The organism is Phormidium pseudopriestleyi FRX01 (genome assembly GCF_017313335.1).
Taxonomy (GTDB): Bacteria; Cyanobacteriota; Cyanobacteriia; order Cyanobacteriales; family Laspinemataceae; genus Laspinema; species Laspinema pseudopriestleyi.
Genome location: NZ_JAFLQW010000678.1, coordinates 1 through 19208 on the forward strand (window position 1 = coordinate 1; position 19208 = coordinate 19208).

General features: G+C 47.6%; 16 protein-coding genes. 8 read left to right on the forward strand and 8 right to left on the reverse strand.

Going from position 1 to position 19208, the window contains the following annotated elements; genetic code table 11:
* Nucleotides 1-54 precede the first annotated feature (54 nt).
* On the forward strand, nt 55-174 hold the full coding sequence (locus J0895_RS25450) for a sodium-dependent bicarbonate transport family permease (RefSeq protein WP_340643589.1): 120 nt from the start codon (nt 55-57) through the stop codon (nt 172-174).
* Nucleotides 175-878: 704 nt separating this feature from the next.
* Here the strand turns inward: J0895_RS25450 and J0895_RS25455 are convergent.
* Nucleotides 879-3113: a recombinase family protein gene (locus tag J0895_RS25455; RefSeq protein ID WP_207090772.1), complete on the reverse strand. Its 2235-nt coding sequence runs from the start codon at nt 3111-3113 to the stop codon at nt 879-881.
* A 314-nt stretch (nt 3114-3427) separates the two neighbouring features.
* Here J0895_RS25455 and J0895_RS25460 point away from each other — a divergent pair, with 314 nt between their 5' ends.
* Nucleotides 3428-4903 carry a proton extrusion protein PcxA gene (locus J0895_RS25460; RefSeq protein ID WP_207090773.1) on the forward strand — a complete coding sequence of 492 codons (1476 nt, stop codon included), beginning with the start codon at nt 3428-3430 and terminating at the stop codon, nt 4901-4903.
* Nucleotides 4904-4920: 17 nt separating this feature from the next.
* Here J0895_RS25460 and hpsU read toward each other — a convergent pair whose 3' ends face one another.
* The 6 genes from hpsU to J0895_RS25490 all read right to left on the reverse strand — a co-directional run bounded on the left by hpsU (nt 4921) and on the right by J0895_RS25490 (nt 11032).
* Nucleotides 4921-5577 carry a hormogonium polysaccharide biosynthesis acetyltransferase HpsU gene (hpsU, locus tag J0895_RS25465; protein WP_242541590.1) on the reverse strand — a complete coding sequence of 219 codons (657 nt, stop codon included), beginning with the start codon at nt 5575-5577 and terminating at the stop codon, nt 4921-4923.
* Nucleotides 5578-6072: 495 nt separating this feature from the next.
* Complete coding sequence (locus tag J0895_RS25470) at nt 6073-6909, reverse strand: ABC transporter permease (RefSeq protein ID WP_207090774.1); 837 nt, start codon at nt 6907-6909, stop codon at nt 6073-6075.
* 62 nt (nt 6910-6971) lie between these two features.
* The gene (locus tag J0895_RS25475) at nt 6972-7898 is read right to left on the reverse strand and encodes an ABC transporter permease (RefSeq protein WP_207090775.1); all 927 of its coding nucleotides are present in this window, start codon (nt 7896-7898) and stop codon (nt 6972-6974) included.
* Between the two features lie 316 nt (nt 7899-8214).
* Entirely contained in the window at nt 8215-9348 is a 1134-nt protein-coding gene (locus tag J0895_RS25480; protein ID WP_207090776.1) for an ABC transporter substrate-binding protein, read from the reverse strand.
* Between the two features lie 70 nt (nt 9349-9418).
* The gene (locus J0895_RS25485) at nt 9419-9886 is read right to left on the reverse strand and encodes a hypothetical protein (protein WP_340643588.1); all 468 of its coding nucleotides are present in this window, start codon (nt 9884-9886) and stop codon (nt 9419-9421) included.
* 15 nt (nt 9887-9901) lie between these two features.
* On the reverse strand, nt 9902-11032 hold the full coding sequence (locus J0895_RS25490) for an ABC transporter ATP-binding protein (RefSeq protein WP_207090786.1): 1131 nt from the start codon (nt 11030-11032) through the stop codon (nt 9902-9904).
* A 503-nt stretch (nt 11033-11535) separates the two neighbouring features.
* Between J0895_RS25490 and nrdJ (J0895_RS25495) the strand changes: the two genes are divergently transcribed.
* The 4 genes from nrdJ (J0895_RS25495) (at nt 11536) to J0895_RS25510 (ending at nt 16058) form a co-directional block, all read left to right on the forward strand.
* On the forward strand, nt 11536-12765 hold the full coding sequence (nrdJ, locus tag J0895_RS25495) for a ribonucleoside-triphosphate reductase, adenosylcobalamin-dependent (protein ID WP_207090777.1): 1230 nt from the start codon (nt 11536-11538) through the stop codon (nt 12763-12765).
* A 122-nt stretch (nt 12766-12887) separates the two neighbouring features.
* Nucleotides 12888-13400, forward strand: a complete 513-nt coding sequence (locus J0895_RS25500) for an HNH endonuclease (RefSeq protein WP_207090778.1) — start codon at nt 12888-12890, stop codon at nt 13398-13400.
* Nucleotides 13401-13614: 214 nt separating this feature from the next.
* A complete protein-coding gene (gene nrdJ / locus J0895_RS25505; RefSeq protein WP_242541591.1) occupies nt 13615-15651 on the forward strand; it encodes a ribonucleoside-triphosphate reductase, adenosylcobalamin-dependent in 2037 nt (678 codons plus the stop codon).
* A gap of 185 nt (nt 15652-15836) precedes the next feature.
* Entirely contained in the window at nt 15837-16058 is a 222-nt protein-coding gene (locus J0895_RS25510; protein ID WP_207090779.1) for a ssl0294 family protein, read from the forward strand.
* A gap of 175 nt (nt 16059-16233) precedes the next feature.
* Here J0895_RS25510 and J0895_RS25515 read toward each other — a convergent pair whose 3' ends face one another.
* Entirely contained in the window at nt 16234-16515 is a 282-nt protein-coding gene (locus J0895_RS25515) for a hypothetical protein (protein WP_207090780.1), read from the reverse strand.
* A gap of 55 nt (nt 16516-16570) precedes the next feature.
* On the opposite strand from J0895_RS25515, the gene fbp reads away from it, so the two are divergent.
* The gene (gene fbp / locus J0895_RS25520; protein ID WP_207090781.1) at nt 16571-17638 is read left to right on the forward strand and encodes a class 1 fructose-bisphosphatase; all 1068 of its coding nucleotides are present in this window, start codon (nt 16571-16573) and stop codon (nt 17636-17638) included.
* 176 nt (nt 17639-17814) lie between these two features.
* Nucleotides 17815-18957, forward strand: a complete 1143-nt coding sequence (gene tal / locus J0895_RS25525; protein WP_207090782.1) for a transaldolase — start codon at nt 17815-17817, stop codon at nt 18955-18957.
* Nucleotides 18958-19208: the final 251 nt, after the last annotated feature.

The window sequence follows — 19208 nt, forward strand, 5'->3', positions numbered from 1 at the left end:
GTCATCGCCGCCTCCAGTTCAGACATCTCAGGGCCGCCCACTTTACGAGCCGGTATCCCGTCGGCCAATCCCTCCGCCTACATCGGCGCGTCCACAGCCGTCGGCACGCCGGTTGCGATTGCCTTGGGAATACCGCTCTACATCGGTCTCGCCCAGGCGCTGATGGGGGGCTGATTCCAGACGGGTCGCGGAGGGCCGGTGCTCCCCTGGCCCGGCGACCCGCAAGCGCTGAAGAGAGTTTTGAAATTGTCCGGCGGCGTGCAACATTTAACCTTCTCAAAAGAGTTGATCACTGAGCATATCTAGGAATAGTATGGCATCACCAACAATGGTGAAGGCAGTTGCCTGAAGCGCCCGTAACGTAATGTTACGGGCGCTATTCCAATATTTGGTCGCATTCGGTCATTGCATAGCCCTCGGAACTTGGCTACCCTCCGAAGGCTGTCCCTAAATATGGTCAATCAAGAAAACACTCTCAAGTGTAGCTTACGGCAGAAAAGGAAGCGGGCTGCGATGAATGATGATTACATGATGCTTATTCTCAAATCCTTGTGTCAAGACTGATTGAGATGTTTTTACCCTGGTAGAATCCTTAATCTCAGAATGCTTTCCCTTAATTCTACAAGTTTTTGTTGTCAAGTACAATTTATACCAAATTAGATGAGCTTACCCTGGTTTTCTAGTCATAAGGAAAGGATTGAATTGCCATTTTTTGTACTTCTTTAAAAATGAGCGAACTGTAAGTCTTAAGTTCGTAGTAACGACTTCAGTCGTTTCTTTTCTTTTTTAAGTTCGTAGTAACGCCTTCAGTCTTGATCTTTCCCCTAAAGAACCCGGAAACCCCTGAAGGGGTTACTACGAACTGGGAAGGGGAAAGCTTACTCTTCCAAGGGAACCCAAGCATTTAATACTGATAATAAAGGCCCGGTTTGTTCTTGACCATTGGTGGCTAAATCGCTGTGACAGAGAATGAGCCGATCGCCTACCCGACCCAATAAATCTAGGACAATTCGCTGCAATCGGTCCTCATCATTACGAATTGCCTCCTCCTGAGTCCAAGGGTTACCGGACCAACTCTGCAAGAATAACGGCGCTGCAAATAAACTGGCTGCACCTCCGCGAGACCATAACGGTGAACCAATATCTAACCAAAAGTGCCAACGGTGAAACTGTCGCGCTGCCCGATATTGGAAAATTGTCGCTAAGGTGACACAATCGGGTTTTGCCGCGAAGGCACTCACTGGGAAGGGATTCGCGGTAATGGTGCCTTTGCGAAGCAGTTGGATAAATTGACCCACAGTTACATAATCCGGCGCATCCTGTTCCCCGCAACGGCGCAACCGTTCATCCACCTCCCAATAATGTTGGGCGGTTTCCATTAACTCGCGAAGGGAGGCAATTTGGTCTCCAGGTAAACTGCTGGAACTACCTAAAAACTTCTGAATTGCTAAGTTGAGTAAGGCGATGGGACTGGTTAACTGCGATCGCCTCTGTTCGATCCAGTCCAAAATCTCCTGATAAACCGTGGTTGCTCGATATCCCAAACGGTCCCAGCGAGGAAATGCCGTCACGGGTAACAATTTCGGCTGTTCTGTGGCGGGAGAATAGCAATGATCCACCAATAATCCAGCGCGTACTGGGTCAATTAAAAAGGAGGCAGGATGGAGGAGATTGGTGGTTTGCGCTGTCTCTTCCAGGGATTCCCATTCGGGACGACGACTGAGGACGACGAGCATTTCAGCAACGCTATCCCGGTCTACGAGGCGTCCCAAACCGGGATAAACGAGGGCGAGGAGGGTGAGTAAGGCGCGAATCACTGGGACTGTGGCGAGGGGACGTTGTTCGTTGAGGGATTGGACTGGAATTCCTTTGCTGGTGAGGATGGACTGGAGACTATAGCGGGCGATCGCATCTAAACCGGGGGCGATTACGGCAATTTCCGATGGTTTGACCTTGCCGGTATGCACGGCATGAGCGATCGCCTCCCCGGTTTCCCGCAACAGTTGCGATCGGGCAGTGGTTTGAATCGACCCCACCGGCAAGGAAAGTTCACTCTCCTCCATTTCCTCTAAATACACCGTCGGGTCTTCCATCACCTGTAAGGCCATTTTCCCTAACCTTCCCTGCAATCCACTCATCCCCTCTAACTGCTGTTGCTGACAACGGACTGCTAACCCTTCCAGATAATCTGGATCCGCCCCTAATCCCTGACGCACAGACCCTTTGGGACTGTAGGTAAAGACTCCAGGAATCCCTGCATCCAGCAGGACCTCAAACAAATCCCGGACAATTTTGGGGTATTCATCCACATCATCGGCAAAGACTGCGGGATAGCGGCGGATTAAATGGTCCTGGTAGGTGGGATTCGGGAGTAAATACCGCCAATACAACTCGGTGATCATGCCGTAGGTGAGTAACCCCCGCTGTAGACACCACCTGCGCCAATTTAGCAACACTTCCCCCATGCAGTCCCAGAGGTCTACATTCCCTGTGGGATCCTCAATTCCTTCCTGTAAAATCACCGGAATATCTTCCAGGCGTCTGCCACTGGATGCCGCCAGTTGCAATAAGTCCAAGGTTCTGCGAACCATGCGATATTCGCTGATTCCTTCTTGGCGCAAGCGTCCGGAGTCTAACTCATCTCTCCATAAGCGGGTTGCCAACTCTTGTTCAGTTTCTGGGCGCACTCGCAGGGGAAACTCGGCCCTGAGATTGAGTTGTTGAATCAGCAGGGGCCAAAATAGCAGGACTTCCCGTTGGAAAAAGGCTAGGGGAGTGGAGGAGTCAATGGGATAGCGTCCGGAGGTGGCATGGATGATGCGATCGGTTAAGGGAATGCGATCGTCTCCTGTCGCGGCAAAGACCAACAATGGGGGTTCATCTTGTCCCAACCTTAGCGATCGCGGTATTGTCTGAGAGATTAAGATATCCCGTTTCTGCCTACCTCCGAGTCCCCCTGTCCCGGCGTTGGACTCAGCAACAGTCGGGTTTCTCTGTCGCGAAGGAGTGTTCGGGTCCCCATTCGAGTCAACCCAGTTGCACAACTCCTGAACCAGACGACCCGTCTTGCCACTGCCGGTCGATCCCACGATCCAAATTGACGCTTTAGCCACGCCTAATCCTCCACCAAATTTGTTAATATACGACCACTGTAAGTTGCTTGCGCGAGGTCTCTGGTTTCATTATTGCGTTTTACCCGAGGGGATTATACCTCAAGGGTTGCAGATACTAGGGCGATCGCCAATCCTTTCCCGGCAAAGGAATCGGTAAACTCTCGGGTCTACAAAAACCCTACTGCCTGATGTCAAGTCCCCCTTGGATTCGGGGAAAACTAGCCTGAACTGGTTTAAACAAAAGGGTTTCCACCGGAATAGTTCAAGTCAGTCTTAGTCAAATTGTGTTCGGTTGGTTCGAGCAAAGAATGGTGATGAAAAAACAAAAATATTCTTTTAATCAATCAGGGTTTTTTGCTTCCATTAAACAATGGCTACTGGAAACCCCGAATCGTTCCCTGGAATTGGCCTATCAAGCGGCAGTCAATATTCGGGAAGTTGAAAAAAAATATTTTAACAGTCAACGTATTTCTAGGGAAAATTCTAGTTCTGGTCAGGCCGTTTTTTCAGTTCATGAATCAGACTTAAAAAGAAATTTAAGTATTATTAAACTACGATTAAGAGAATTTAGAAATAGTCGTTCTTTTGTAGAGATTTACAAACAATCTAAATTAGGCGATCGCCCTTTTGATGACTCCATCCCAGTTCGGGTGGTATCTTCCGAAGAGAATCGCCTGTCAACCCCGGAGTTCAGTTTATCTGAACCCTCTCAATCTTTGATTTTAGATAAACTCAGTTTTATTGATGAAGTCACCGCTAAATATACCCGCAACGGGGTTGAATCTTCCCCCGATGAGCGCACCCTAGCCACATCCACCCCTCCCTACCCCTTACAACTCCAAAAACCGGGTAGTTTCAATGGCAAGAAAAAGTCATCTCAGCTTATGGAAGAGAGCATTCCAGACCCGGAATCTGAAACCAAAGAAATAGGCTCCCTCGCTGGTCAAACTAGCTTCTTACCCCGGTCAATTTTAAGAACACTCGATCGCCTCAAGCGCGAATTGGACCCCAAAGCGGAAGAGGAAGTCGTCCAAGAATTTCGCCTGTCCAAAACCAAGACTATTGTTTCACTCAAATTTATTTTACTGTTAATTTTAATTCCCCTACTCACCCAACAAGTTGCCAAAAACTTTGTCGTGGGTCCAATCTGGGATCGCCTCATCGGAACCCAAGCGGAAATCTTTCTCAATGTCGATATGAAAGAAGAAGCCTTAATGGAATTAACCCAATTTCATGAACTACTAGAATTTGAGGAATTACTGGCAACCCAACTCGAAAAGTTAGAAGGACCCGAGAGAGAACAACTCAAATTTATCGGTAAAATTCCGCAACATTTATCCGAAGAAGACGTTGAGCAGCAAATCAAAATCAAAGCCTTAGAAGTCGCCAAACGCTACACCTATCGCAGTAGTGATGCGATTAAAAATATTTTTTCTGATATGTTTTCTTTCGTGGCCTTTGGCTTGGTTATTTATAACAGTCGCCGGGAAATTGAAAGTCTAAAATCCTTTATTGATGATATCGTATATGGCTTAAGTGACAGTGCCAAAGCCTTCATCATTATCTTATTTACGGATATTTTCGTCGGATTCCACTCCCCTCATGGCTGGGAAATCGTCCTCGAAGGGATTTCGCGCCATTTGGGACTGCCGGAAAGTCGAGACTTTATTTATCTGTTTATTGCCACCTTCCCGGTGATTCTGGATACGGTTTTTAAATATTGGATTTTCCGCTATCTCAACCGCATTTCACCCTCTGCCGTTGCCACCTATCGGAACATGAATGAGTAAACCAGAAACCCGGTTTCTCATTCCAGACTCGGTTTTTCCTCAACCTTGCGGGGATAGCGGGGACGGCAGGGACTGCCAAAGCAAATTTGACCCTCGGGCATATTGGCAAACACACTACTGCGGGCCCCGATCGCCGCATTCGAGCCAATTTTGACCCCAGGGGCGATAAAACAGTCGGCGGCAATCCAGACTCCGTTACCAATTTCTACAGGTGCTGTGTCTAGGTTAAATGTGGGGTCGTTGAGACGATGACTGCCGGTACAGAGGTAGCTTTCTTGGGAAATCACGCAATGCTGTCCAATCCGAATGCGATCGAGACTATATAAAACTACATCATCCCCAATCCAGGAGTAGTCGCCGACTGCAATTTTCCAAGGATAGGTAAATCGGGCAGTAGGACGAATCAGCACCCCGGTGCCAATTTCTGCCCCAAATCGCCGCAACAACCACCGGCGAAACCCGTGGGCAAAATGAGGACTTAAGGGGAAAGCAACCCCTTGTACGAACCACCACAGCAAGATAAACCCACTAGATTTGCCGCGATCGAACCATGACTGATCATAGCGGCGTAAGTCTATGAGGGAGGGTGCATCTAGCACTGGATCCGGTGCTGTGGGAGTCTTTCCAGGGAGGGGATTGGGTTCAGAATTCGAGTCGGGTACAGAATCATTCATCAGATTGAAACTCAGGTTAAGGGAAATTATCTCTCGTTAAGCGCCTGCACAGAGGAGATAGTTGGCATACAGAGTGGGTTGGGAGATGGGACGGCTTACAAGAGTAGGTTTTTGACGTTCAGGGGGATTTGCCTCACAATTTAAGAGCACTTCCGGTCCCCGGACCTTGGCAAGGGGAGGGTTAGGGTGGAGTCCTCCTGACGTGGCTTTGCCTCGTCACGAAGAATTAGTGGGTGGAGTGTCGGAGTGACAAGACTTTGCCACGTCACGAAGTAAAGAGGTTGGACTAGGCTACATACAGGCGCGATCGCATCCTTTGAGTGCGTGATGTGGCGATCGCCACTTCAGGAGGACCCCACCCTAACCCTCCCCTTGGCAAGGTCCGGGGACCGGAGGTGATTTTATGCTTAAAAAACCTACTGTTGTAGGAGAGGGGACTGGAGGCAGAGCCTCCAAGGGGGCATTACTTGGCTTCAGCCAAGTAACGAGAATCGTTTATTTCTGTGCACTTCGAGAGCGGATGAACTCTCCCAGAAAGGCGATCGCCCCAGAAGTCAAAATCAACACTACACTCAAAGCATTAATATCTGGCTTCACCCCGGTTCTAATCCGCCCAAAAATTTCCATTGGCAGGGTGACTGCACCACCGCCGGAGGTGAATGAAGCAATTAATAAATCATCTAAACTCAGGACAAAGGCTAACAGACAACCGGAGACAATTCCCGGCATCAATTGCGGCAGTAACACTTGTAAAAAAGACTGAATGGGAGTCGCGCCCAAATCTAAGGCAGCTTCTTCTAGGTGAGGGTCTAAGTCACTGAGGCGAGTAGAAACGACTAACCCAATATAGGCCAGACAGAAGACAATATGCGCGCCGATAATGGTCCAAATGCTGAGGTTAATTTGGACGGCGGCTAAAAAGACCAGAGTTGCTACGGCGATCGCAATATCCGGGATGATTAACGGTAAATAGGATACTCCTAAATATAGACTCTTCCCTCGAAATCGATATCGGGATAGCCCCACAGCCATTAAGGTTCCGACAACCGCTGCAATAATAATGGCCGAAAACCCAACAATTAAACTATTTTTTAGGGCTTTTAAAATAGCTTCATCCTGAAACAGGGTGAAATACCATTTTAAGGTAAATCCTTCCCACCTCGCACTATAGCGAGACTGATTAAAACTGTAAAAGGCCAGTACCAAAATCGGCAGGTACATGAAAAAAAACATGAACCCGGCAAATACTATCTGCCAAGAGATATTAATTCGACTCTGGCTTTTTAACATATCTACCGGAATATCCTCCTGTTTGAGCCTTGTTTCTGTCATGCAATTTCACCACGCAACCATTACCTAGACTTATAAATGCACCCTTTGAGGGGTTAACGCTGTTATTTTTTAGGAGTGGCTTCGCCAAAGCGAATTAAAAGAGCGATCGCCAGACTCACCGCTAGAATTAATACCATACTCAGGGCCGAACCAAATCCCCAGTCTCGTGCCACTCCCAGAAATTGATCATAAATTAACCGGGAAACGGTCATACTGGAAGCACCCCCGAGCAATTCTGGATTCACAAAATCCCCTAAACCACTGATAAAGACCAACAAAGAACCGGCAGCAATTCCCGATAAAGTTTGAGGGACTGTGACTTTCCAAAACACTTCAATGGGATTGGCCCCTAAATCCGCTGCTGCCTCTAATAAGCGTTTATCAAGTTTCTCTAAAGAGGCATAGAGAATTAACACCATATAGGGGAGAAAACTATAACTCATGCCGATGAATACGGCAGAACTTTGGTGGAGTAAATCTAAGGGAGGGATTCCCACGAGTCCTAGGATGGAGTTGAGGACACCCGTGGGACGGAGAATGGTTTTCCAGGCGTAGGACCGCAGCAGGGATGAGGTCCACAGGGGTAAAATGAAGGCGAGTAAGAGTAAATTTCGCCAGCGTTTGGGGGTATCAACGGCTAACCAATAGGCAACGGGAAATCCTAATAGGAGACAAATCAACGTGGTGCCGGTGGCAAAAAAGAGCGATCGCCCGATGGTTTGCAGAAATACCGGGTCAAAGTCCGAGAATCGGCAATTTTCAAATCCCAAAACGAGACAGAAATTATCCAGTCCCGAGGGAATCACGCGATCGCCCGGTTGAATTCCCGGCACTAAACTCAGTTGAAAAATCACCACCGTTGGCAGGACCAACAACAGGAATAACCAGACTCCGGCAGGACCGAGTAAAGCCAGGGGTCCCAGCCACTCGGGTAGGGTGCGTTTTCCGATTTTGGATTCGTTTTTCGGATTACTGGGCGATACAGTCATTATGAGGATTAGTAGGGGGATAGACCAGAAGTTCAAGGGCGATCGGTTTGAATCAATGAATGGATTCTGGGAAACAATAATGGGAGCATTCCAATGCTCGCCGCCCTCACCCTAAATCCCTCTCCCAGGGTGGGAGAGGGACTGAGGGTGAGGGCTTCTCCCACCCTGGGAGAATGGGGCTGGTGGGGGATGAGGGCAGACTGTCCAAACATCAGATGCTCTCACAATAATGGGTAAAATCGGAACTTGTTTACAGAAAATTCGGTGAATTTTAACCGTTTTTATCCCGTTTCCAGGAGGGCAATTCACGGCCTATTTACACACTCTTTAATCGAATCCAATACCGAGCATATAGTTTTTCCTTTTCTGTGCCGAGGGGGAGAATTCCTTCACACCGTTCTAAGACCGACTCGGAAGGAAATAAGGTGGGATTTTCGCGCAGTTCCTGGGACAGCAAATTATAAGCGGCGCGATTCGGGGTGGCAAAATAGAGTCGTTCAATTAAATCCGCCGCCACTCGCGGTTGGAACATAAAATTAATCCAAGCATAAGCGCCTTGAACATTCGGCGCACTTCTAGGAATTACCATCGTATCAGTCCATAATGAACTGCCACTCATCGGGACCACATATTCCAAGTCAGGATTTTCATCAGAGACAGAGAGCGCATCAAAAGAGTAACCCATTGCCACTTCCAAATCCCCCGCTAAAATCAAATCTCGCCAGCCATCGGTGGTAAAATTAGCTAAAGCGGGCTTGAGATTGACCAAGTGTTCATAGGCGGCATGAAGTTGAGCGCGGTCCGTGGAATTGTACGAGTAACCGAGCGATCGCAGTCCCGCCCCCAACACTTCTCGGACATCATTCATCAAGGTTAGCCGTCCAGAGAGCTCACTCTGATGAGTCCAGAGATACTCCCAATCATCGGGAGGTGTTGAGAGTCTAGCAGAATTGTAAATCAGTCCAGTTGTCCCCCAGGTAAAGGGGACACTGTAGCGATTTCCCCGGTCATATTCCGGATCTTGGAACTTCTCAAATAGATTGCCTAGCCCTTCAACAATCCGCGATCGCTCCAAGGGTCTGAGCATTTGCAGTTGAACCATCCGTCCCACCATATAATCTGAGGGATAAATGATACTGTAAGAACTGCCACCGCCCGCCTGCATCTTTGCCAACATTGCCTCATTAGAGTCATAAATATCGACAATAACTCGGATACCCGTTTGCTCTGTAAAACTTCTGAGCAAATCTGCATCAGTATAGTCAGCCCAAGTGTAGATAAACAGTTCATTAGCGGCAGTTGAGTCCACCGCCAAATTGGGAGTATCCTCATCTATCTCTGGACTCGGTTGACCACCTAGGGTCCAGCCACAACTAGACAACGCCAGACCAGAAAGTGCCGCCGCAGACTGTTGTAAAAACTGCCGTCGGGTCGGTGTAGCACTGCTCATTCTATATTTTGGGGGTTTCGGAATCCGCACTATTTTGACAATGTGGTGTGATGACCAAGATTTAGATTAATTAACAATACCGAACCGATGTTTCTAAAGGGAGGGGATTCCCGGTTTCCGCATCGGTATTTTGACAAGCAAACATTGATTCGGGGGAGAGTTTTTCATATTCAAGCTCAGAACCGTGAAGTTTGAGGACATAACCCCGGAGTTCTTTAATGGGAAGGTGGGTGAATTCGTCAATTTCAGATAGGAACGACCGTAGAATCAGGGAAGCCACAGGTTGAGTTTTAGACAGCAACTTGCTAATCAGCAATTCCTTGATCCCCCATTGATACCCATAATTGACCCGATCGCCCTCCCGTTTCAGGTCAAGCACGAATGATTCTCCATCACTTCCGAGAAAGGTCAGAATCGCATTATTGGGACAGTGGGATTCTATCTCCTCTAAAAATTGATTAACACTAGCTAGATTCATAGCGCGTTCCGGGAATTGTAATGACAAGCGATCGCCTCCGCAATTTAGTGGGTAGAGCACCCCTTCAATCTCAGCCTAAGCCGCAGCCAAGGCAATACAATCTGTCGGAAGCCAATAGGTATAGATGGGGGTCTCAGGATCCGGTAAGCTCGTTCCCGTATTCGGTTGCAAAACCGCCATTTCATCTCCCGAGAGCAGTTCCACCACATACTGAACATGGGTTCCCAAATACATCACCGTTTTGAGCCGTCCCTCAAAGCAGTTTACCTCCACCTCTGGCGGATAGAGACTCAAATTAATTTTTTCAGGACGGATACTGACGATCGCCCCTGATGCATTGCCACTCCAGGGTTCCGTCGGTTCCACCACAATTTTGAGTCCCGTCCCGGTGCGAATTGCCAAAGAGGTGCGATCGCTTCCTTCAATCCGTCCTGGGAATAAATTGGTTTCTCCAATAAAATCCGCCACAAACGGGGTCCGTGGACGCTCATAAATGGCACTCGGGCTCCCAATTTGCTCAATTTTGCCCTCATGCATCACAGCAATCCGGTTCGACAAAGACAGGGCCTCCTCCTGGTCATGAGTCACCATCACAAAGGTCAAACCCAAATCGCGATGCAACGTCGATAACTCAACCTGCATCTGCTTTCTCAACTTCAGGTCCAACGCCCCTAACGGTTCATCCAACAACAGAACCGCTGGACGATTCACCAGCGCCCGTGCTAGAGCCACCCGTTGCTGTTGACCCCCCGAAAGCTGAGAGGGATAACGACTGGCGTAAGACTCCATTTTGACCAATTTGAGAGCTTCTTTGACCCGTTCCTCAATTTCACTTTTTCCACAGCGTTTGATTCGCAACCCAAACGCAATATTCTCAGCAATAGACTGATGATTGAACAGCGCATAACTCTGAAACACCGTATTCACCGGGCGCTGATAAGCCGGAACCTGATTCATGGACTTACCCCGAATCAGGACCTCTCCCGCAGAAGGCGTCTCAAAACCTCCGATCAATCTTAGGGTCGTCGTTTTTCCACAGCCAGAAGGACCGAGGATACTAAAAAATTCTCCTCGATTAATTTCAAGATCGACCCCCCGGACCGCAGTTTCCCCCTCAAACACCTTAAAAACTTTGCGAAGTTCAACGTCAAGGAGGGTATCGTAACCCGTGGCAGCGCTTTGGTGCGTCGTAGCAGATTGAAACATCATGGCGATTCTCGGCGGTGATGCCCCTCAGTAGATTGAACCAGTCCCTCCGCGTTGCCTCTCCCTTGGCACAGCCTCCCCTTGGGGAATAGGAGAATCTCTCGCAGAAATCTGGCTTTGGTTTATTCTATCCACATTCCGCATTTAGGTTAATATTTATCCTTATTCTCAGGGGGAAGGGGGGATGGGGTCATTTGTCATTGGTCATTTGTCATTGGTCATTGGTCATTGGTCATTTGTCATTGGTCATTTGTCATTGGTCATTTGTCATTTGTCATTGGTCATTTGTCATTTGTCATTTGTCATTTGTCATTTGTCATTTGTCATTTGTCATTTGTCTCTAGTTTAACGACCAAGGACCAAGGACCAAGGACCAAGGACCAAGGACCATTGCCCCTAGACATAGCGCAAATCTTAAAAATTAACAACCTTTGACCACTAAATCTAAGATGGCGTATAGTCTTGATCTACAGATATATGCGGATACGAGAAGAGATTGACTTATGGTTCGAGAATTGGAACGCACGCGCCACCACAGCGATTTTCCTGAAACCGCACCGGCAGCGAATCCGGTGTTTTTTAGGACTTACAGCCGCCGCCAGGATGACGGGCGCGAAACTTGGGAGCAAGTCTGCGATCGCACTATTGCTGGATTAGAGAAACTTGGCAATCTCAACTCCGACGAGGTGGCACTCCTCACCAAGATGCAGCAACAACTTAAAACCCTCTCCTCTGGCCGCTGGTTGTGGGTCGGTGGGACCGACTGGATCGAACGCCCGGAAAACTTTTCTGGGGCCTATAACTGTTCCTCCACGAATATCCACGATTGGCGAGCCTTTGGATTATTAATGGGCCTTGCCATGATGGGATGTGGCACCGGCGCGGTCCTCGAACCTCAATATATCAATCAGTTGCCGTCCATTCGCAACCGAATCCAAATCACCTTGCAAGGTGAAATTGGCATGACCCCCAGCGATCGCCGTCGTCAAGAAACTGAGGTAACTTATGATGGCGATCGGGTGCTGATGAATGTCGGAGACTCCCGAATCGGTTGGGTGCAATCTTATCAAACCCTCCTAGAACTCTCAACGGATCAGCGGTTTGATTCAACGGTTGAAGTCATCGTGGACCTGTGCGATATTCGTCCAGCAGGAGAACCGCTAAAAGGGTTTGGAGGCGTTGCTAATCCAGTTAAATTAACCGACCTTTATCAGCGAGTTGCTTTAATTTTAAATAACGCCAATGGACGGCAATTAAATTCCGTCGAATGCTGCTTACTTATTGATGAAGCGGCTAGTACAATAGTGGCAGGAAATATTCGTCGCTCTGCAGGCATGAGACAAGGCGCAAGCGATGATGAATTGTTTGGCAATGCCAAGATGAATTTATGGCAACAAGATGAGGCTGGAAACTGGCGCATCGACCCGGAAAGAGATGCACTCAGGATGTCCAATCATACCCGCGTTTTTCACCATAAACCGACTCTCAATGAATGTATTGATGCTGTGCGTCAACAATACTATTCTGGGGAAGGAGCCATTCAATGGGCTGGTGAAGCCGTTGCCCGAGCCAGTTGCGATTTAATGCCAAATCGTGAAACTAAACGGGATTTCCTGAAAGCCTATAACGAGGGCAAAGGGATGGAATGGATAGGCGATCGCTATCCAGAAATCTCTAAGACAGAGTTAGAACATCGGTTATCCCGCGTGGGATTAAACCCGTGTGGTAAGTAATTTTGCCTCACGTTAAACATCGGGCAAAATCGGTGAATCCTGAGAAGTAATAGGTCTCTTTCACTTCGGTATTTATTAGGTTATTATTTTTATAATACCAATAATTACAAGGAGTGAAAACCATGACATCAAAAGTATGTTCAAAATGTGGCAAAGATAAAGACGTTGAGCAATTTGAAAAACGACTAGATAGTAAAAATGGTCGTAGGCAATATTGCAGAGCTTGTAAAAAAGTTCAAACAGACAAAGCGATAGAAAAATGGAAAGAAAATAACAAACCACAGTATTGGAGATTAAGGGCAGACTCTCTAAATAGCAAAGGTGCTAGACGAAAAGGCATTGCTGGTCAAGTAATTGCTAATTCATACCCATTCAAGGGAGATGACCTTAAAAATCTTTATGAAAGTTCTCCGTGTTGTTATTATTGTGGAATTCCATTAGAAAAAGAAAAAGTTGTTTTTGATCATAAAACACCGCTTAGTCGAGAAGGAAAACACCACATAGAGAACATGGCTATATCATGTCATGATTGTCATCAACTAAAAGGAACTAAAACTGAATATGAATTTAGTACCTTTATTGAAGATTACATAAAGAGATTTGTTCGGAAATACCGAGGTAAGCAGGTTGTTTAAAAGCATCTGCCACCGTAGAGCGTAGGATGTGAACCTCCCATAAGAGACTATAATCATCCCAAGAGTGCCTGACAGTAGTGAGCGGAGTCGAACTGCTGAAAATGTACGCCGAGCTTATCCAAATTCAAGGATAAGAACTAAAGGATAAAAAGCCTTTAGGATAACAACCCTGGAAATTATTGGTGCCGATTTTCATTGCGTTTCGGGCGATACGATGCTGGTTACGCGAGATGGAATGCACCCGATTTGTTCCCTCGTCGGTCAATTGGTGGAAATTTGGAATGGTCAGCGGTGGAGTCGCGTGACTCCGATGTTGACGGGACGCGATCGCCAACTTTATCGCGTCTCTTTTGCCGACGGAACCTGGTTAGATGTCACCGAAAAACACCGTTTCTTCGTGAGCGATCGCTTCGGGAAAGCCTATCTGGAAATGACCACAGCACAACTGCAAGAGCGTCTTTCCACCCACAAATACGCCCTACACACCGAGCCATTCCAGATTGACTATCAAGATGGCAAATTTGTAGATCCCTTGTGGGCTTACACCCTCGGACAATTGGTGGGGGATGGCTCCCTATGCCAATCCAATGGCAAGCCTCAACTACAACTGCGCTTATATGGAGCCAAAAGCTATCCAGAATTGGCGATCGCCGGTCGGACTTCAGGAAAATTGCGCTACTACGCAGAAAATCCCGAAACGCCCGGGTTGCTTTATACGGGTTTTCAAGACCAATTCGACCCGGAACAAGTCCGCGATTTAAAAGCCAATGCCCAAGCCTTGGAAGCCTTGGCAAGTTGGAACCGCGAAGGGATTTTAAACTTCATTGCGGGCTTAATTGATACCGATGGTTCCGCTACGCCAAGCGGTGGCGTTCGATTGTATTTGTCCGATTATAATCGCGCCTATCGGGTTTATCTGTTATTGCTCAAATGCGGGATTCGCTCCTCGGTTAACTTGCAATCGCAAGCCGGTGAAAGCACAAACCTTGGCATTCGCCAGAAAGATTTGTGGTATCTTCAAATTACTGATTGTGCCGCGATTCCTTGTCAGCGAGTCAATACCTCTAACGGTCATCAACCCCAAAATAAAGGTAAATGGCAAGTAATTCGGGCCATTGTCCCCATTCAGGGTGAGCACGATACCTTCTGCTTTAACGAACCCGAATTCCATAAAGGCGTTTTCGGCGGAACCCTCACCGGGCAGTGCAATTTATCTGAGATTCATCTCAATCTAATTGACCCCCAAAACGAGCGCGAACAAGCAGATGCATTTGCCGCTGGCGCTTTATCTGTGGCAACCTTGCTGAATCATAAATTCGTCGAACCCCGCTATCAATACAGCCGGGAAATTGACCCGATTGTTGGGGTTTCCTTTACCGGATTGTTTGATTTCTTCGTTCATGCCTTTGGTGTGCATTGGTTGCGCTGGTGGGTTGAAGGACGTCCGACAACCCCGGAAGGCATCGAATTTAAGCGTCAAGAATCCGACTATTTGACGCGCTGGCGTGACATTGTTCATGCTCAAGTTTGGGATTATTGCGATCGCCACGGATTGCGCCGTCCCAATCGTTGCACCACCGTTCAGCCCAGCGGGACCAAATCTTTACTAACCGGCGCATCTCCCGGTTGGCATCCGCCAAAAGCCCAGCGTTTTATTCGCCGAATTACCTTCGGTAAAAATGACCCCGTTGCACTCGCTTGTATCGACTACGGTTATAACGTGATTCCCTCCCAATCCGATAAAGATGAGAAGGGGAATCTCCTCAATGATCCGTTTGACCCGCGTTGTTCAGAATGGTTAGTGGAAATTCCCATTGCCGTCAGTTGGGCCGATTTACCCGGTGCCGATGAAATTGACATCAGTCAATTTAGTGCCTTGGCTCAAATGGACTTCTACATGAACGTTCAAAGCCACTATGTCACCCATAACACCTCGGCAACTGTGGAAGTTCGGGAGTCAGAAATTGAGCTATTGGGTCAGCGCATTTATGAGGCAATCCAAAACGATGAAGGCTATATTTCTGCTGCCTTACTCGCTCGATTTGACGATCGCCAATCGTTCCCCCGTCTCCCCTTTGAACCCATTGATAAAGCCGAGTACGATCGCCTCAGCGCCGGGGTCTTAGTTCGTCGCAAAACCGATGATTTCAAAACCGCACTCCAGCGCTATGACCTCGGTGAGTTAGCTGAAGCGGGACCTGCCGGTTGCGATTCCGATAAGTGCCTGTTACCGGAAAAAAATCCCTCCTAGTTCATGATGGGATGGCATTTCGCCACCCTATCAGGACCCTAGGTCCGAGAGGTGACCGATGCCGACAGCTACTCCGGTATCAAACGCGCTAGGATACCAGCAGAAGTAGGCAATTCCCCCTGGGATAGCGAAATCCGGGGGGTATCCTACCTCTGACTGCATTGGCCGCCAAAAGGAGACATTCCATGTTTTTAGATGAACTGAGTCCAATTTTTCAAGAAATGACCCAACATCCGGTTGCCTTTTTGGGTGGGTTTTTCTCCGGGGTGTTCCAACTCAATCTCTCCGATGACCCGGTGAAAAGCTGGCTGGAACAACAAGGAGCCTCCCCCTCGGGTTCTTCGACGGGGAATAATAATGGCAGTGGCGGTGACAACAACCGCCCTCAATCTATTTCGATTGACTAGCCGATTTTGTGGGTCTGGGACTGCTCAAATCTGAGGCAGTCCCTTTTTTGAATTAAACCTATTTCACCGAATTCAGGGTTTTTAAAATTATAAAAAGAACTGAATTTGCAAAAAAATACAGGATTAAGTTGAATTAATAACTATTAAAATTATTATCAAACCATTGAAATAAATTCTATATTTTTGGGGCTAGATTTCGTGGGTCTAGGCGGAAATGACTGTTTTGAGGCTTGAATCTGGGATGGGTAATCACCCAATTTAAAATTTTTATCCAGTTTGTATCAGGGTTAACTGACTTTTTGTCAATTTTATGCTTAACTCTGACTTTAAATCCAGGCAAAGTAGTAGAAATACTTAAGAAAATGTTGCGTTTTCTTTCTTTTCCCCTCAAGTTAACCTGCGTTGCTGAAAATGCTTCTTTAAGATGGAAAGGAAAGGGCGACTGGGCAAAAAGCACCTGCTAACCTCTCCAGTCGTCTTAAGTAGAACCACTCCAAAGGAAGATAACAACGATGGCAGATGAAATCACAAAAAATGCGATTGAGCAGACTCAATCGCTCGATCGCGATTGTACAACCCTATCCCGTCACGTCTTGCAGCAACTACATAGCTTTTCTGCGGATGCTCAGGACCTCAGCGCGTTGATGAACCGGATTGCTTTAGCGGCAAAACTGGTTTCCCGCCGGTTGAGTCGCGCTGGGTTAGTGGAAGGGGTGCTGGGGTTTAGTGGCGACATTAACGTTCAGGGAGAAAGCGTCAAACGCATGGATGTCTATGCCAATGATGTCTTTATCTCTGTTTTCAAGCAAAGTGGCTTGGTTTGTCGCTTGGCATCAGAGGAAATGGAGAAACCCTACTATATCCCGGAAAACTGCCCCATTGGTCGATATACCCTGCTTTATGACCCGATTGATGGCTCCTCAAATATCGACAGCAACCTGACTGTTGGGTCTATTTTCTCGATTCGTCAACAAGAGGGGAGCGATGAAAATGGGGAAGCGCTAGATTTGCTGCAAAGTGGACGCAAACAACTCGCTGCCGGGTATATTCTCTATGGACCCAGTACGATGCTGGTTTATTCCATTGGCAAGGGGGTTCATTCCTTCACTCTGGACCCCAGTTTGGGAGAGTTTATCCTGTCGAATCAAAATATCAAGATTCCAGAGCATGGTGCGGTTTACAGCGTCAACGAAGGCAACTTCTGGCAGTGGGATGAACCGATCCGCGACTATATCCGCTATGTTCATCGGCACGAAGGCTATACCGCTCGTTATAGTGGGGCTTTAGTCGGGGACTTTCACCGGATTCTCCATGAAGGGGGCGTGTTCATGTATCCTGGCACCCTTAAAAAACCCGAGGGTAAATTGCGCCTGCTGTACGAAACTGCACCCCTGGCGTTTTTAATTGAGCAAGCGGGGGGATTGGCAAGTACGGGAACTGAGGAAATCTTAGATGTGGTGCCGGATCAACTTCATACTCGTACCCCGGTGATTATTGGCAGTAAAGACGATGTGACCCTAGTAAAATCTTTCATTAACGATCGCAAGCATGAGAAGAACCCGGCGATCGCCACTCATTGATGATGATTTGATGACACAGTAGGGCAATCTCCCCTTACCTTTTAGGCCGATTCAAAGATAAGCTAAAACTTAAGCGTCAAATGAGCGACTTTCATACCATAGGCAGTCATCATCCGCTTTGAAAACATTCACAATGATACCCTGTACTTACCTAGAAACTGAACGAAATAAAACTTATGGCAATCAATCCCTTACTCCAAAAAATCGAACAGGAATATGGTCAAAGTATCTGGATGGATAATTTGAACCGAGATCTGATCAAGTCTGGTGAACTAAAAACACTGATTGAAACCAGAGGACTGCGGGGACTGACTTCTAATCCATCAATTTTTGAAAAAGCCATTGTCGGAAATGCCATTTATGATGCCGATATCGAAGCCGGTATCAAAGCCAATAAATCCGTCGATGAAATCTATGAATCTTTAGTGTTTGAAGATATTCGGAATGCCTGCGATCATTTTCGGGCCATTTATGATGAAACTGAGGGTTTAGATGGCTATGTCAGTATTGAAGTACCGCCGAACCTCGCTCTGGAATCTGAAAAAACTGTTGTTGAAGCCAAGCGCTACTACAAGGAAATTGACCGGGAAAATGTGATGATCAAGATTCCCGGGACTGCCCAGGGGTTACAAGCGGTGGAAAAAGTCATTGCTGAGGGAATCAACGTTAATATTACGTTGTTATTTTCTGTAGACAGTTATGTAGAAACAGCCTGGGCTTATATTCGCGGATTGGAAGCGCGAGTCAAGGCGGGTGAAGATGTTAGTAAGATTTCCTCAGTTGCCAGTTTCTTTATCAGCCGAATTGATGTAAAAGTTGATGAGGCGATCGACGAGAAACTCCATCACGTGACTGAGCTACAGAAAAAAGCTCAGTTGGAGCAAATCAAGGGTAAAGTGGCGATCGCCAATGCCAAGATTGCCTACCAAAAATACAAAGAAATCATCAACAGCGATCGCTGGCAAGCCCTCGCCGCCAAAGGAGCCAACCCCCAACGCTTACTCTGGGCCTCCACCAGCAGCAAAAATCCCAACTACAGTGACGTTATCTACGTTGACGAACTGATTGGACCGGATACGGTCAACACCCTACCCCCAGCCACCATCGAAGCCTGTGCTGACCATTGCGATGTCGCCAGCCGCATCGAAACCGATGTGGATGAAGCCTACCAACTCATCAATAACCTACCTGAATTTGGCATCGACTTGGATCAAGTCATGGCAGAACTCTTAGAGGAAGGGATTGATAAATTTATTCAACCCTTTGAGTCTCTGATGAGTTCCTTGGAAACCAAAGTTAAAAAACTGGCTCCCGCCTAGTCGGGATGGGAAAATGGGTACGCCATCAGTCCGTTACCCATTTTTCTGCCACGACAATCGCTTTCCAGAAATCATTCCGGTCCCCCCCCTTAGCAAGGGGGGGCTAGGGGGGGTTCCCCAATCCCCGGGGATAAAGAGGACCCCACCCTAACCCGGACCTTGCCAAGGTCCGGGGACAAGAGGCCGCAATCATTCCGGTCCCCCCCCTTAGCAAGTGGGGGCTAGGGGGGGTTCCCCAATCCCCGGGGATA